This window comes from Dellaglioa sp. BT-FLS60 (assembly GCF_054941065.1).
In genome coordinates this window covers 19634-34505 of record NZ_JBSOLI010000032.1, presented here as the reverse complement: position 1 = coordinate 34505, position 14872 = coordinate 19634, and the positions used below count along the sequence as shown (strand labels likewise).

The 14872-nt window shown below is 34.9% G+C and carries 12 protein-coding genes and 2 pseudogenes; 4 read left to right on the top strand and 10 right to left on the bottom strand.

Annotated features, from left to right (window positions below; translation table 11 throughout):
• Positions 1-111 precede the first annotated feature (111 nt).
• A complete protein-coding gene (locus ACVQ8P_RS04615) occupies positions 112-1230 on the top strand; it encodes a GntR family transcriptional regulator (RefSeq protein ID WP_462297801.1) in 1119 nt (372 codons plus the stop codon).
• 109 nt (positions 1231-1339) lie between these two features.
• Here ACVQ8P_RS04615 and ACVQ8P_RS04610 read toward each other — a convergent pair whose 3' ends face one another.
• The 3 genes from ACVQ8P_RS04610 to glpK are packed head-to-tail and all read right to left on the bottom strand — an operon-like array spanning position 1340 to position 5435.
• A complete protein-coding gene (locus ACVQ8P_RS04610) occupies positions 1340-2059 on the bottom strand; it encodes an MIP/aquaporin family protein (RefSeq protein ID WP_462297800.1) in 720 nt (239 codons plus the stop codon).
• Between the two features lie 24 nt (positions 2060-2083).
• Positions 2084-3904 carry a type 1 glycerol-3-phosphate oxidase gene (gene glpO / locus ACVQ8P_RS04605; RefSeq protein ID WP_462297798.1) on the bottom strand — a complete coding sequence of 607 codons (1821 nt, stop codon included), beginning with the start codon at positions 3902-3904 and terminating at the stop codon, positions 2084-2086.
• Between the two features lie 13 nt (positions 3905-3917).
• On the bottom strand, positions 3918-5435 hold the full coding sequence (gene glpK / locus ACVQ8P_RS04600) for a glycerol kinase GlpK (protein WP_462297796.1): 1518 nt from the start codon (positions 5433-5435) through the stop codon (positions 3918-3920).
• 213 nt (positions 5436-5648) lie between these two features.
• Here glpK and ACVQ8P_RS04595 point away from each other — a divergent pair, with 213 nt between their 5' ends.
• Both ACVQ8P_RS04595 and ACVQ8P_RS04590 read left to right on the top strand, forming a co-directional pair.
• Entirely contained in the window at positions 5649-6602 is a 954-nt protein-coding gene (locus tag ACVQ8P_RS04595; RefSeq protein ID WP_462297794.1) for an NADP-dependent oxidoreductase, read from the top strand.
• 20 nt (positions 6603-6622) lie between these two features.
• Positions 6623-7567: a Dyp-type peroxidase gene (locus ACVQ8P_RS04590; RefSeq protein WP_462297792.1), complete on the top strand. Its 945-nt coding sequence runs from the start codon at positions 6623-6625 to the stop codon at positions 7565-7567.
• A gap of 180 nt (positions 7568-7747) precedes the next feature.
• On the opposite strand, the gene ACVQ8P_RS04585 is transcribed toward ACVQ8P_RS04590, so the two are convergent.
• The 5 genes and pseudogenes from ACVQ8P_RS04585 to ACVQ8P_RS04565 all read right to left on the bottom strand — a co-directional run bounded on the left by ACVQ8P_RS04585 (position 7748) and on the right by ACVQ8P_RS04565 (position 12909).
• Positions 7748-9211, bottom strand: coding sequence for a glycoside hydrolase family 32 protein (locus ACVQ8P_RS04585; protein ID WP_462297791.1), 1464 nt, complete (start codon positions 9209-9211; stop codon positions 7748-7750).
• Positions 9212-9236: 25 nt separating this feature from the next.
• The gene (locus ACVQ8P_RS04580) at positions 9237-10082 is read right to left on the bottom strand and encodes a substrate-binding domain-containing protein (RefSeq protein ID WP_462297790.1); all 846 of its coding nucleotides are present in this window, start codon (positions 10080-10082) and stop codon (positions 9237-9239) included.
• 27 nt (positions 10083-10109) lie between these two features.
• Positions 10110-10244 (bottom strand): annotated as a pseudogene (locus ACVQ8P_RS04575) (LacI family DNA-binding transcriptional regulator); the annotation flags it as partial.
• 13 nt (positions 10245-10257) lie between these two features.
• Entirely contained in the window at positions 10258-11493 is a 1236-nt protein-coding gene (locus tag ACVQ8P_RS04570; RefSeq protein ID WP_462297788.1) for an MFS transporter, read from the bottom strand.
• Positions 11494-11496: 3 nt separating this feature from the next.
• The gene (locus ACVQ8P_RS04565) at positions 11497-12909 is read right to left on the bottom strand and encodes a glycoside hydrolase (protein ID WP_462297787.1); all 1413 of its coding nucleotides are present in this window, start codon (positions 12907-12909) and stop codon (positions 11497-11499) included.
• 621 nt (positions 12910-13530) lie between these two features.
• Here ACVQ8P_RS04565 and ACVQ8P_RS04560 point away from each other — a divergent pair.
• Positions 13531-13680 (top strand): annotated as a pseudogene (locus ACVQ8P_RS04560) (hypothetical protein); the annotation flags it as partial.
• Here the strand turns inward: ACVQ8P_RS04560 and ACVQ8P_RS04555 are convergent.
• Positions 13681-14280, bottom strand: coding sequence for a TMEM175 family protein (locus ACVQ8P_RS04555; RefSeq protein ID WP_462297786.1), 600 nt, complete (start codon positions 14278-14280; stop codon positions 13681-13683).
• A 51-nt stretch (positions 14281-14331) separates the two neighbouring features.
• Positions 14332-14871: a GNAT family N-acetyltransferase gene (locus ACVQ8P_RS04550; RefSeq protein WP_462297784.1), complete on the bottom strand. Its 540-nt coding sequence runs from the start codon at positions 14869-14871 to the stop codon at positions 14332-14334.
• Between the last annotated feature and the right edge of the window lies 1 nt (position 14872).

The following is a 14872-nucleotide window of genomic DNA, read 5'->3' as shown; positions in this document are numbered from 1 at the left end:
ATTTACAACTATTATACTATATCTTCATTTCTTTTGTGTCAACATCTTTCTTCAATTCATTTTAAATGATATAATAACTATATCATTTAAAATGAATTGAAGGTCTTAAATATGAATACTAAAATTTATCTCTATCAAAAAATATATCAAGAATTAAAAAATGCTATCCAAAATGGATCTTATCAACTAGACGACCAATTACCAACTGAAAAACAATTAATGAAAGATTATTCTGTAAGTCGTATGACAGCTAAAAATGCACTTAATTTACTTGTTGAAGAAGGTTTAATTTATCGAGTGTCCGGAAAAGGAAGTTTTGTGAATGAAAATATTGATTTATTCACAAAAACCTCTATACCACCACAAAAAAATAATCTTATCGGTATAATCTTATCCGGCTTCGCAGATAGTTACGGTAGTGTATTATTAAAATCTTTGATCAAATACTGCGAGCAAGCCCATTATCATGTACTTATCAAGCTCTCACAGGAATCTCAGCAATTAGAAACGCAGTATATCGATGAATTATTATCATTAAACGTTTCAGGAATAATAATACTACCTGTCCAAGCAGAATTTCATAATCCAGAACTTTTAAAAATCACTTTATCAAATTTTCCAATTGTTTTAATTGATAAAAAATTAGAAGGCGTGAACGTCCCGTATGTTGGGAGTAACAACTTTGATAGTTCAAAAGAAGCAACAGAAAATTTAATTAATCAGGGACACACTAACCTTTCAATTGTTGCAAATAAATCAGTGGAAAATTCATCTTTAACTGATCGTATATCAGGTGTTAAAGAAGCTTTTTCTGAAAAAAAAATCATTCCAAATGAAGCACTATGGATTACTGATTTAGAATCGTCTTATTCTGATGCTTCAACTCAAGAATCAATCCAACGTGACTTAACCAGAATTTATTCAAAATTAACTGAGCAGCCTGAGATTACTTGTTTCTTTGCCATGGATTATTTAAGTGCACAACTATTAGCTCTAGCCCTTGATAATCTGAAAAAAAATATTCCCTCTGATTTCAGCTTGATTAGTTTTGATGGACCTAAACATAGCTATTTCACTCATCCATTTTCCAGAATCATTCAGAATGAACCCCTCATCGCTCAAAAATCAGTGGAATTACTTCACGATCAAATTGAAAATAATGAAATTAAACAAAAAAATTATATTATTGATACAGAGTTTATTGATAAACACTCTATATCAGTAATATAAAATTATAATAGAAAAGACCATCTAATTCAGTTTTAAAAACTGAATTAGATGGTCTTTTCTATATTATTCAAATTTATTTCTATCTCTAATTTATATCTTTATTTTCAACCTAAGCCACAGCCATAAACAACCAAGCGGCAATCACTGCACCAGCAAATGGTCCAAAAATTGGCACCCAACTATAAGCCCAGTCAGATCCACCTTTGTTCGCAATTGGTAAAATCGCATGGGCGATTCTAGGTCCTAAATCACGAGCCGGATTAATAGCGTAACCTGTTGAACCTCCAAGAGAAAGACCAATACCAACAATTAAAACACCAACAACAATTGGATTCAATCCATCTGTAAAGTTTCCCTTTGTGAATGCCAGTAAACTATAAACTAAGACAAATGTCCCAATTAATTCACTTAAGAAGTTATTAAAGTAACTTCTAATTGCTGGACCTGTTGCAAAAGTCCCAAGAATTGCGGCAGAATCTTGTGTTTCTTTCCAATGTGGCATGTATTGAACCCACACCAGAAAAGCACCCACAATACCACCGGCAACTTGTGCAACCATATAAGGTAGTACAGCAGACCAGGCAGTTTTACCAACGATTGCCATTGCCAAAGTTACGGCAGGATTCAAATGTCCTGGACCCATGAAGGCTGTTGCATAAACACCTAACGTTACAGCAATACCCCAACCTAATGCAATCGCAATCCAGCCAGCACCTTCAGCTTTTGACTTGTGTAATGAAACGCCAGCAACGACCCCATCACCTAATAAGACTAAAATCATTGTGCCTAAAAATTCACCTAAAAGTTGCGTTGTAAGACTTGTTGTCATCATACTCACCTCCGCTTTTAACGGTTATTTTAAGTAGCTCATATCTGATTCTGCAATTGTGGCATCCAAATCAGCTGTTTGTTTTGCTTTTTCTTCTTTAGTCCAGCTGTAATAGTTCGCCATTTCATTAATCACGCCAACCTTAACGGCATCTAACGTATCACGGTGGAAAAGAATATGGTTAGTCCGACGCATTAAGTAATCAGTTGGTGTTAACGTCATTTCTTCCTCCATTGAATAATGAAGACTAGCTGTTTCACCTAAAGATAAACCTTCTGCTGCTTCAACATGGGTCATTTGACTGAACACACGAGCTGCATTTGAACCAAATAAATTAGCAAATAACGTTGCTTCTTCTTCAGTTAAGCCATTGTCCATCCCTTGTTTTGCGAAGAACCCAATCGTTGCTTCAACATTATTAGGATCAATGTCCCCACCTGAAACAGGCAAGTTTTTCGAATCAATTGGATTGAATTCTTGACTATAATTATCTTTCAATAACTTCGTAATCGCAGCCATAGCACCAGCAGCCATCTTACGATAATCCGTAATTTTACCACCAGCTAATGTTAATAGTCCATCTTTTGAAACCGTTAATGAACTCCCACGAGAAACTTGTGATGCACTCACTTTATCTTCAGAAAGCGTGCTTTCCAAATCATTCAAGACATCTTCAACGTCAGCTTTAGTTACTTCATCTTTTTCATAACGTTTAATGACACTAACCACATCGTTGAAACTCTTTTCGTTAATCTTACCTGAATTTCCACCATTGTAATCTGAACTACCATTTGATGAAATTAATGGACGTAATCCAGCCCAACTTGATTCAATATCACTAATTTTGATATTAGCTGTTGGATAGCGTTCATTAATAATATCAAGCAAGTAATCCGCATCTTCTTGTTCAACACGGGGATGTTCAAAATCACCATGGAAATCAGTATCTGTTGTTCCAAAGTAAGTTTTATCTTCTCTTGGCACAACGAAGATCATACGACCATCTTGTTCACCCGAATCAAAATAAGTGGGTTGTGGCACATTTAATTTTTTAGCATCAACAACTAAATGAACCCCTTTTGTTGGGCGCATTTGTGGGACAAAATCATCATCAGTATCCATTTTACGAATGAAATCGGACCATGGTCCAGTTGTATTAATCACATATTTAGCATGAACATCGAATTCTTCACCTGTGATTAAATCTAACACATGGACACCAGTGATTTTGCCATTCTCATGCAATAAATCTAGTGCTTTAATCCGGCTGACCATGAGGCCACCATCTTCGTGTGCTTTTTTAATATTTTCAATTACCAATCGTGAATCATTGTTCTTGAAATCAAGGTAGACGCCACCACCCATTAATTTATCTGACTTCAATTGAGGCTCACGTTGTAAGACTTCTGCTTTAGAAATCGTATAATTAACCCATTGAGGATCTACAACACCAGCTAATTGGTCATATAAATTCATCGCAACCTTCACTGAGAACATATCAAATGTTGCGCCTGGTTCATCGTAAATAGGTAGTAACATTGATTGTGGACGTGGAATATGTGGTGCAATATGTTGCACAACTGCACGTTCTTGTACTGTATCTGAAACCACACCAACATCAAATGTTTTCAAATAACGAATACCACCATGAACTAATTTTGTTGACCGTGATGATGTGCCTTCAGCGAAATCTTGCATTTCAATTAATCCATTCTTCAATCCCATAGCACTGGCTTGAATTGCAACTCCAGCTCCAGTGATACCACCACCGATTGTTAACAAATCTAATTCTTCATTCTTTAATCGTTCAATATCTTGTTTTCTTGACGTTGCTGAAAATGACATAGTTGTATCCCCCTTATTTATTGTTTTTCTTTATCGGTTTATGTTTAAATACTCTAGTTGCTTCAACAGCTTGTTGCCAACCCGCATATAGATCTTCACTTTCTTCTTCAGGCATCGTTGGTTTGAAAATATCGCCCTTGGTATACTCAGCCTTGAGTTCTTCTAAGTCCTTCCAATAGCCAACAGCCAATCCAGCCAAGAATGCGGCACCTAAAGCGGTTGTTTCAAGATCATGCGCACGTTCGATTGGTGTATTAATGATATCCGCTTGGAAATTCATTAGATAATCATTTTTAGCTGCACCACCATCAACTTTTAACAATGGAATTTTAATGCCGGTATCTAGTTCCATCGTCTTCACAACATCCCTAGTCTGGTAGGCCAATGATTGTAGCGTTGCCTTAATGAAATCTTCACGCGTTGTCCCACGAGTGATTCCAAAAACAGAACCCCGCGCATCAGGATCCCAGTATGGCGCACCTAATCCGGTAAACGCTGGTACAACATAAACTTCATTTTCATTCGTTGATTCTTTGGCTGCTTGTTCTGTATCCGGCGCATGCTCCACCAAACGCATCCCATCTCTTAACCATTGAATAGCGGATCCAGCAACAAAAATACTTCCTTCCAGCGCATAATAAACCTTGCCATTTATACCATAACCAATTGTTGTTAACAGATTATTCTTTGATAATTTTGGTTCCGTTCCTGTGTTCATCACAATAAATGAACCAGTCCCGTATGTATTTTTAACCATACCGGGCTCAAATGCCATTTGACCAAACAATGCAGCCTGTTGATCTCCTGCCATTCCTGAAATTGGTACTTCGCTACCATAAAAATGGTAATCTTTTGTGTGTCCGTAAACTTCAGAATTTGATTTAACTTCGGGCAACATGATTGCCGGAATATTCATGATTTTTAAAATTTCGTCATCCCATTTTAAATCATGAATGTTAAATAACATCGTTCGACTAGCGTTAGAATAATCAGTTACATGCGTTTCATCGCCTGATAACTTCCAAGTCAACCAAGTATCAATCGTGCCAAAAAGTAGCTCACCGTTTTCAGCTCTTTCTTGAGCCCCATCAACATGATCCAAAATCCAGCGAATCTTAGTTGCTGAGAAATAAGCATCTATCAATAATCCTGTCTTTTCATGGATTAAATCACCATAACCTGCTTCTTTCAATTGTTCCGCAATCTCTGCTGTTTGTCGTGATTGCCAAACAATCGCATTATAAATGGGTAATCCCGTTTTCTTATCCCAAATAACGGTCGTTTCACGCTGATTTGTAATCCCAACGCCTGCTATTTGCTTAGGTTTAATCCCAGAATCAATAAATGTATTGGCGATTGTCGATAAAACTGCATTCCATATTTCATTTGCATTATGCTCAACCCATCCAGGTTGAGGAAAATATTGTGGAAATTCGCGTTGTGCGTCTGATACTTTTTGACCTTTATGATCAAATATAATAGCTCTAGTACTGGTCGTTCCTTCATCAATAGATAAAATATATTTTTCCAAATAACTCACTTTCTTTCTTTTTGATTATTTATGAAAACGCTAACATTTATCAATATGAATATTTTACATCCTAAAAAATAGCTTGTCAATTAGATTGTGTAAAACATATTTTGAAAATGTGTTATTTCAGCCCGTTTTGTAACCCTTTTCCAATAAATTATGGTACATTAACTTTAAAGATAATTATTATTTTAATTTAGGAGGACTATGATTATGAAAGCATTTGGTTTTAATCAATATGGTGATGCAAATGTGTTCGAAGAATTACAAGTTGAACCAGTAGCAGAACTTAAATCAAAACAAGTTAGAGTTTCAGTCGAAGCTATTGGTATCAATCCATTTGAGGCCATTGTACGTGCTGGTTATATGAAAGATGTCATGCCTTTACCTTTTCCAATCGTACCCGGTGGTGATGTTACTGGAATTATTACCGAAATTGGTAATGAAGTCACTAATTACAGTGTTGGTGATGCCGTTATTGTTCATAAGGGCGTTGGTGGCTATGCGGAAGAACTTGTCGTATTCACATCTCACATTGCTAAAAGACCTGCTAATATCACGCTTGCTGAAGCTGCCGGCTTACCTACACCTGGGATTGCTGCCTACAATATTTTAACGTTCTTCGCAAAAGCAAGAGCTGGCGAAACGATCTTCATTGAAGGTGCTTCTGGAAGTGTCGGTATGATTTTAGTCCAACTAGCTAAGTTAATGGAATTAACGGTTCTTGCTAGCGGATCAAGTGTTAACGAAGCTTATGTCCGTAAATTAGGTGCAGATCAATATAGTGCCTACGATAAAGAAAATCCTGCTGACACTTTTAAAGATATGGCTGATATTGTCGTTGATGCGACTCTTGGTGGCCGTGGCAGTGACGTTGGTGTCAGAACTTTAAAACCAAATGGTCGCATGGTTTCATTAATTAGCGTCCCATCTGAAGAAATGCAAAAAGAAAAACCACTTGCAGATTACTATCAAGTTGAAGGTTTAAAAGAATTAAAAGATAGTGATGCTCTAACTTTCTTAACTGATTTAATGATGCAAGATGAACTAGAAATCAAAATTGCTAAAGAATATAAATTCAAATTAACCGATATCATTGAAGCACATAAACAATTAGATTTACCTCGTACTGCAGGTAAAATGGTCGTCATCGTTAAAGATATTTAAATTTTTAGGAGGCATAGATAATGACAGTCAATCAAAAATATACACAGGATGTTTATAAAGATGTAGGAGAGAACGTTAATTTTACCGTTTTAAACTTAAATCACAAAGATCAAAAAGCTGAATTAGCGGCCGTTCAAGAATTAGCTGACAGAATACCAGCTATCATTCGCAGCATGAATGTCCGTTATCCAAAAGCTAACTTAAAAGTAGCCTTTGGCTTTGGTTCTGATGCTTGGGACTACCTTTTCCCAGATGCCATCAAACCGATAGAACTTATTCGTTTTAAAGAAATTGTTGGGCCAAAATACACAGCCATTTCAACTCCTGGAGATTTATTTTTCCACGTTCGAGCTGGCGAAAGTGCCGTTGTCTATGAAGTCATGGCACAATTTATGCTCTTCATTAAAGAGGCCACAACCGTTGAAGATGAAACGCATGGTTTCCGTTACTTTGAAGGACGTGCTGTGATTGGTTTCATTGATGGTACTGAAAATCCAGACGTAAATGAAGCCCTTGATTATGCCGTTATTGGCGACGAAGATTCTGAATTTACGAACGGTTCTTACGCTTTTGCGCAAAAATATCGCCATGATATGACTGCTTGGAATGCCTTAAAAACTGAAGAACAAGAAAAAGCCATTGGTCGGAAGAAAGATTCTGATTTGGAATTAGCTGATGAAGCGAAATTGCCAAACTCACATAACGTCGCATCACAAGATATGCAAGATGGCATTGAACACAAAATCGTCCGTATGAACGTGCCTTTCTCAGAACCTGGTAAAGATATTACAGGAACATACTTCATTGGTTATGCGCGTCATTTTGCGGTAACTAATCGCATGTTAATTAATATGTTTAAAAGTAAAAGTGACCGTTTATTAGATTTCAGTACAGCCGAAACTGGCACTTTATTCTTCATCCCTTCAACAACTATTCTTGAAAAAATTGCTGAAAATAATTTATAAAAAAAAATCTCGCAAAAATTAAATTTTTTGCGAGATTTTTTTGTTTAGTATACTTACTATAATTTATTGATTTTTGCTATCCTGTCAAAGTTACTTTCCAAACTAAATTCATTTCTTTTAAAAATAAATTATCTTAATATTTAGAACCATAAAGTATATTGAACTGTTATTATTTTTAACTTAAATTTTAATTTCCTCAATACGTATATTTTCAAATGTTGTTTCCCCACCAATTGAATAAAATGATATTCCAGTATCTCCTGAAATAAAATATACTTGGTTTGAAAATACAATATCTCCATCATTTGCAAATACTTCAACAGACTGTTTATCAACTAGTATTTCTAAATGCATTCCCTTCAATTTATCATCAACACTAGCATGTGATTCTACCCACGGATAAAGTTTAAAATCATTATCTATATCCGTTCTTTCTGAACGCAATCTATTAACATAAAAAGTATTATTTCCAAATATTCCTATATCCGTATGCCTTTCGCCATTTACAGATTCACCAATTTGAACACCAAAATTTTCAACTTTATCCCAAGTTAAGTCCATTTTAATTCTGTAAGAATCTCCTTTATATAAAATACCTGAATTTTCATTTACAGATATATCAGGAAGTTCAATAGACTTAGTTATATATTTATCTAAGTTACTAATAGGTTTAGATATCAAACGATACTTATCACTTTTATGTTTAAGTGTTATTTGTCTCACAATAGACATTTGGCCATTATACCCATCTGTCAGATCGGTAGGCACTGATCTATTCGCGTATTCCCAATTATTCATCCACGCTAATGAGTATCGTAATGTTAAGCCTTTTTCTGCATCTGGCCACGAAATTGCTGCATACCAGTCCCAACCATAGTCTAACCATTGTGGATCAGCCTCATCTACAATAAATTTTTCACCATTCCATGTTCCTGTCCAATATGCAAAAGTATTTACTTTCCCAGAATAATCACCTTGCACACTCGCTCCAAGTACCCAATGCAAAGTTCCATCATCAGCTTCAATTTGATATAAATCAGGACATTCCATTCCACCAATATTGGGGTTGGTATAAACAAATGTATATTTATATTGCCATTCTTTTAAATTTTTTGATGTATAAAATACTATTGATTGCTCTCTACCAATTGCTGCAATCCATTCTTGAGTAACATTATCCCAAACTAATTTAGGATCTCTAAACCAATTAGAATTATCTGGATTATGAATAACTACTTGATCATATCGAACGAAAGACTTACCCTCATTTTGTGAATACCATAAATATTGTTCTTGTTGATATGCATCTCCATTTGTTGGTTGAGTCATTATCGCTATAATAGTTCCCATACCAAACCCTGCAGTATTTTCGTTATCAATAATAGTTGATCCAGTCCATACCGGAATGTCCTCTGTCAACGGAATAGCTATATCACCATCTTGAAAAAAAACATTATCGCCTGTAGTTGCTCTCCTCCAACCACCTGGAGAATTATTAGGGTTACTATAAAGATAATACAACGTATATTTTCCATTCATATAAAAAGGTCTTTGTGGATCACTAAGCCAATGCTCTGGTGGTGTTAAATGATATTGAGCTCTCAATGACTTCTCTTCGAGATTTGTCTGTTTCTTTTTATCCAATACAATCTCCTCCAGTAATAAAATATTATTGTTTAATATTACGAATGGAATCTCTTAGAATAATAGGACATTCAATTTTGTATAATTTTCCATCAATATCACGTGTATTTTCAAAAGATTCTAACAGCTTACGCGTACCTAATACACCCAGATTGTAATGTGGCAAAGCAACTGTACTTAATTTTGGATGCAGATAATTCGAAATAATTTCCTGATCATCAAATCCAACAATTGAAATATCTTTAGGTATCTTTACATTAAGCTCTTTAAGACCATCATATAATCCCATTGCAACACGATCATTATGACAAAATACAGCAGTAACTCCCATATTCAGTATGTCTTTTGCTGCTTGATAACCACCCTCTTGATTAGGCTCGGCATTAATGACTAAATTAGAATCAAACCGTATGTCAGAATTATCAAGCGCTTTCATATATCCTTGTAATCGTCCCTCTTTTGCCGGAGAATCTGACGTTGTATTAATAAATGCTATTTTTTTATGACCATTATTTATTAATGCACCTGTTGCAACTTCTCCACCGCTCTCTTCATTTGGAACAACTGATGTATGTCTAATATATTGCTCAAAACAATTTACTAAAACTAGAGGTACATCCGCCATTAGCCTTGGTACCTTAACTTCATGGTGATACCAAGTAGAATAAATAATCCCTTGTACTTGATACTCTAACATTAACTTAAAAGCATCATGCTCTAAAACTTCATTATCATTAGTATTAATAATAAGTAACGTTTTTCCATGTTTCAATGCTTCATTTTGAGCACCCTGAATAATTTGACCGGCAAAAGGTGTCGTTGCAACATCATCTGTTATGAATCCAATTAAAGAAGAACTTTGTTGAACCAATCCCTTGGCAAAAGCATTACGCTGATATCCAAGCTCTTCAGCTACCAGCTTTACTCGACTAACAGTTTCCTTTGATATTCTGACGTTTGGGGTATCATTAATAGCCCATGAAGCAGTAGCAACAGAGACCCCTGCTTTTTTAGCAACATCACTAAGTGTTATCCTTTTACTGATATTATCTAACTCCTTTTATCCTCCAAACTGATACAACGGCTATTAGGGTAATGAAAATTGCTACTGGAAAAACGACTGTATAACTACCAGTTACAGTAACTATAGTTGATGTAATTCCAGCCCCAACGGCTTGACCTGCACAGCTTGCAATATTAAGAAAGCCCAGATCTTTTCCTGCATCCTTTTTATTCGGAAGAACGTCAATATTTAAGGCTTGATCAACTGCCATATACATCCCGTATCCTAACCCTGCTATTCCAGCGAATAATAACATGCCCAATATAGATGGGAAAATTAATGGCATTAAAATTCCTATTCCATATAGAATACATGAAATAATAATTGGTGGCTTTCTCCTACCTATTTTATCAGACAATGGCCCAGATACAACAGTAGCTCCAAAAGCAACAATCATTGTTATAATGGACATCATTGATATAACTGATGCCGATACTTGTTTTGTTTGTCCAATATAATTTTCTAAAATATATAGTTGATAAGCCGCAATCATTTGATAGGCAACAATTAAGCTAGTACGACATGTAAATGCCAACCAAAAATCTCTAGCATTTTTAATCGGCGGCGTGAAAGAATAAATAAGAACTTTAAATATATTATCTTTCTTCTCAAAACTATCTATTGTTGATTCTTCTTTAGGCAAGAAAACGAATGCTAGCACGCTAGCAAATGTATACAAAATTGCCGCTATAAAAAATCCTGATTTTGTATTAAAAATTAATATTGATCCCAATAACGTCCCCATAGCTTGACCAACTGTAATACCACCACCATAAGCTGCAGAAATTAGTCCCCTATTTTTTTCAGGAACAACATCCGATATAGTAGCTACTATTGGTGCAGTCATCATATTTTGACCAATATTAGCAAAACTATATGCAATTAAGACACCTAGCCCAGTTGAGGGTATCCCTATACAATAAAATGAAATTGCCGAAATTAGTCCCCCTGCCAGGTACCATGGCGTTCTTTTACCAATCCTACTCCTTGTTTGATCTGACATCGCACCAACAAAAACATTGACAAAGAGTGATATCATTGCACCAGCAGCACTAATTGTCCCTAACAAAGCATCAGGATTAGAAATCCCAATATCTTTCAATCTTTGTGGCATCAGAACAGCTGCAATCATATAAAATCCCATATTTTGAAAAACTGCAAAGCTACCAAATCCTAATAAAAATTTACGGATTAATTTTTTATCAGCTAAAACTTGCATAACCTATCCCCGCCTCTCTAAAGACATGAAATTAACCTCTCCATCATCAACAAACAATCCCAATTTCCCTTCTAATTTATCGTACATGCGAACACTCATTGTTACTTTATGATCTAAAACGATAACCCCGATAGTTCCTTCTTGCAATATCTCTAATGTATGTTGCCCACTTGAAAGATCAATTGATCTTTCAAGCTCAACGTAGTATGGCACATCTCCCGAAATCTGCCATTGTTCTGACCCCAATTGTTTTCTAGGCCAGCGATCAAATATAAGTCTATTATTATTCATTTCTACTCGAACAACATACGATTGGTCGCCATCTTCAGAAGCTCTTAGCAACACTCCCCAATCTTTAGTATCAGGACTAACATCTACTATAAATTTACTATAACTAGTGCTTTCATTTGTTTTTTCGCTCAACATATATGATTGATAACCATCTTCACGTTTCAATTGTACATTTAAGTCTTTTAACGCTTTATTCTTAATATTTGAAATAACCTCACTTGGTAAGCAAAATGATAACGTTCCATCAATATTTTGTTTTGCTTCTAATGTTGACATCGTCCCAGCCCACTGCCAAGCCCCATCATCAGAATCAGCTTCTTTAGTACTAATCCATCCTGTAAAGTAGCGACGATTATCCAAGAATAAGCTCTTCGATGCATAAAATGCCCGTCCTTCAAGATTATTATGTTTCGGACTAGTCCATGGCCCATCTAAATGTTTTGCCATTCTATATTGTGTCGTAAATCCATCAGAAAATTCTGAATAAACAAAGTACCACCAATCTCCCCACTTAAATACCTCAGGGCACTCCATTGCAACAAATTTATCTGGATCCCAAAAAGGACTTGTTATCTCCCAAGATTCTAAATCGGTTGAAATACATTGTGCAGTTACGCCTCGTCTTCTTTCAGGACCAACTTTTTTTCTAGCTGCTAATAACATCCGCCAAATTTTCTTCTCTTCATCATATATAACAAAGGGATCCCGCCAATCATAAATTTCATAATTATCATTGGGACCAAACGTTAATTCCTCATGTTTTATCCACGTTTTCATATCATCTGTACTCGTTGCATGCATCACTAATTGTAATGATCCACCCGTTTCATCTTTAGTACGTGGGTTATTTCCCGTATAAAATAAATGAATAACACCTTTTTCATCTGTTACGATACTCCCTGTATAGCAGTTAAAGTCATCTTTACTTTTGCCACCTGAAGGTAATTTTTCACCAATTTTTTCAAATGTTACGTAATCCTTCGTTCTTACTAAATGCCAAGGCATGCCTGTTTTAGGTACTTTACGATCTTCATATAAAAAATATAAATAGGCATAACCATCTTTAGAAAATGGGATAACATCTCCCACATAAGCTTCATTTGGACGGTAAAAAATTTTTTCCATAATAATTCTCCTAATATTTATTTTTGCTTAAACGTTTAAGCAAATCGTTCATAAGTTTCATTATGGAACCGCTTTCTTTTTTTGTCAACTATTTATTTATATTTTTTATTGTCTAACTATATTCGTTCATCATTTTACCTATTCATTATACTTATAATTAAATAAATACAATTATCCTGCTCAAACTAAAATAGGCAAACAATCCTACTCAAAGTTGAGTAGGATTGTTTGCCTAAATATCTAAAACTATTTAATTTAACAAAAATTTTATCTTATAAATATAATGTTATTTTTCAATTTTTTTGTAAATTCAATATCACCATTAAATAGTTAACAATAATCAAATTGCCCATTCCCAACTTTCAAAAAGTAATTTTTATTTTCCGCTTCAATTTCTTGAATAATCTCAATACCATCTGCCTCCAAAACAGTTATTAACCACTCTTCACTACCAAGTTTTGATTGAGTAGGTTGTGATTAACTCTTGGCCAGGTAATTTTTCAACATATAATTTAGTAATACCGTGCTACAAAATCACATTTTAATCATAAGTGTTTTCTATAAAATACTGATTAATATCTCTAACAATCAAATCAGTATATTCAGGTAAATGGTGAAAATCTCACAAACCAGATGCTAATTAATATGTTTAAAAGTAAAAGTGACCGTTTGTTAGATTTCAGTACAGCCGAAACTGGCACTTTATTCTTCATCCCTTCAACAACTATTCTTGAAAAAATTGCTGAAAATATTTTTGTTTATGTCAATTAACTACAAGATTAATCCATGCCATTTTAGTTTATTCAAAATAAATACGGAAATATGATAACCAATAAGGATTAACATGACTGAAATAGTTGCTATTTGGGGAATAAAGAAAGTGCCAATCGTTGATACAATGCCAAACATAACCATCCAAAATCTTATTTTTGCGACACTTTCCATGATCATGATATTACTCTTATCTACGTGTTTCATTGCAACTTTTGCTAAAACATATAATCCCAAAACGCAAAGTGTGTATATCGCTATATAACAAACACTAGGTGCAACGGAATTCACAAAATCACTGTGCCAGGTTGTCACTGTTGGTAAGACACTCATTGGCAACAACAGAAATAAATTAACCCACAACAATTTTTTACTAACCGTTTTTACTGGTGCCAGAATCATATGATGACTTACCCAAAAACTCGCTACAAATAAAAAGCTAAGAATATATGAGCCAAATGTGATTAAAAAATTAGGCGCCAATACCGCATTCCAACTCCCACGCATCGGCACATTTATTTGTAAAACCATAATGGTTATGATTATCGCAATCACACCATCACTAAATGCTTCCAATCTATTTTTGCTGATAATTTCCACCCCATATACATTTATACCAATAATGATATCATCAAATTTATTTTTTACGGATTAGACATTTCGCTTATTAACCCTATTTTGCCAGTCCTCTTTTTTTAAACTGTACGCCATAACATCGATTACGTCACCAGTATCTAACTGATGCGTCCCTATCTTACCCAGCGAATGCATGCCTATTTTTTCCATTACTCGTTTTGATTGTAGGTTTGCGCCAGCATAATCAGCCTGAATTTCGTTAAATTCCAACGTTAAGAATCCATATGCCATCATTGCCTGACCCACTTCTGCCATATACCCATTTCCCCAAGCATTAGGACTAATCGCATATGTCAGTAGTCCGACATCCCCTTCGTCATGAAATTCATAGAATCCAATAAAGGTGTGATCCTTTTTGCTTTCAATCCCAAAGGTAGCCTCACTATCAGCAAAAAAATGATCACTAAATATTTCATCAAATTCTGTTGGCGTTTTAATCACTTGATACCGTAAATATTTAACTACTTTAGCGTCTAAAATTATTTTTTCAAGTTCATCATGGTCCTGTTGCACAATTGATCTGATGATTAAGCGTTCCGTTTGTATTGGTTCCAAA

Coding starts and splice junctions, on each gene's coding strand:
- ACVQ8P_RS04615 (WP_462297801.1), top strand. CDS start 112: ATGAATACTAAAATTTATCTCTATCAAAAAATATATCAAGAATTAAAA.
- ACVQ8P_RS04610 (WP_462297800.1), bottom strand. CDS start 2,059: ATGACAACAAGTCTTACAACGCAACTTTTAGGTGAATTTTTAGGCACA.
- glpO (WP_462297798.1), bottom strand. CDS start 3,904: ATGTCATTTTCAGCAACGTCAAGAAAACAAGATATTGAACGATTAAAG.
- ACVQ8P_RS04595 (WP_462297794.1), top strand. CDS start 5,649: ATGAAAGCATTTGGTTTTAATCAATATGGTGATGCAAATGTGTTCGAA.
- ACVQ8P_RS04590 (WP_462297792.1), top strand. CDS start 6,623: ATGACAGTCAATCAAAAATATACACAGGATGTTTATAAAGATGTAGGA.
- ACVQ8P_RS04570 (WP_462297788.1), bottom strand. CDS start 11,493: ATGCAAGTTTTAGCTGATAAAAAATTAATCCGTAAATTTTTATTAGGA.
- ACVQ8P_RS04565 (WP_462297787.1), bottom strand. CDS start 12,909: ATGGAAAAAATTTTTTACCGTCCAAATGAAGCTTATGTGGGAGATGTT.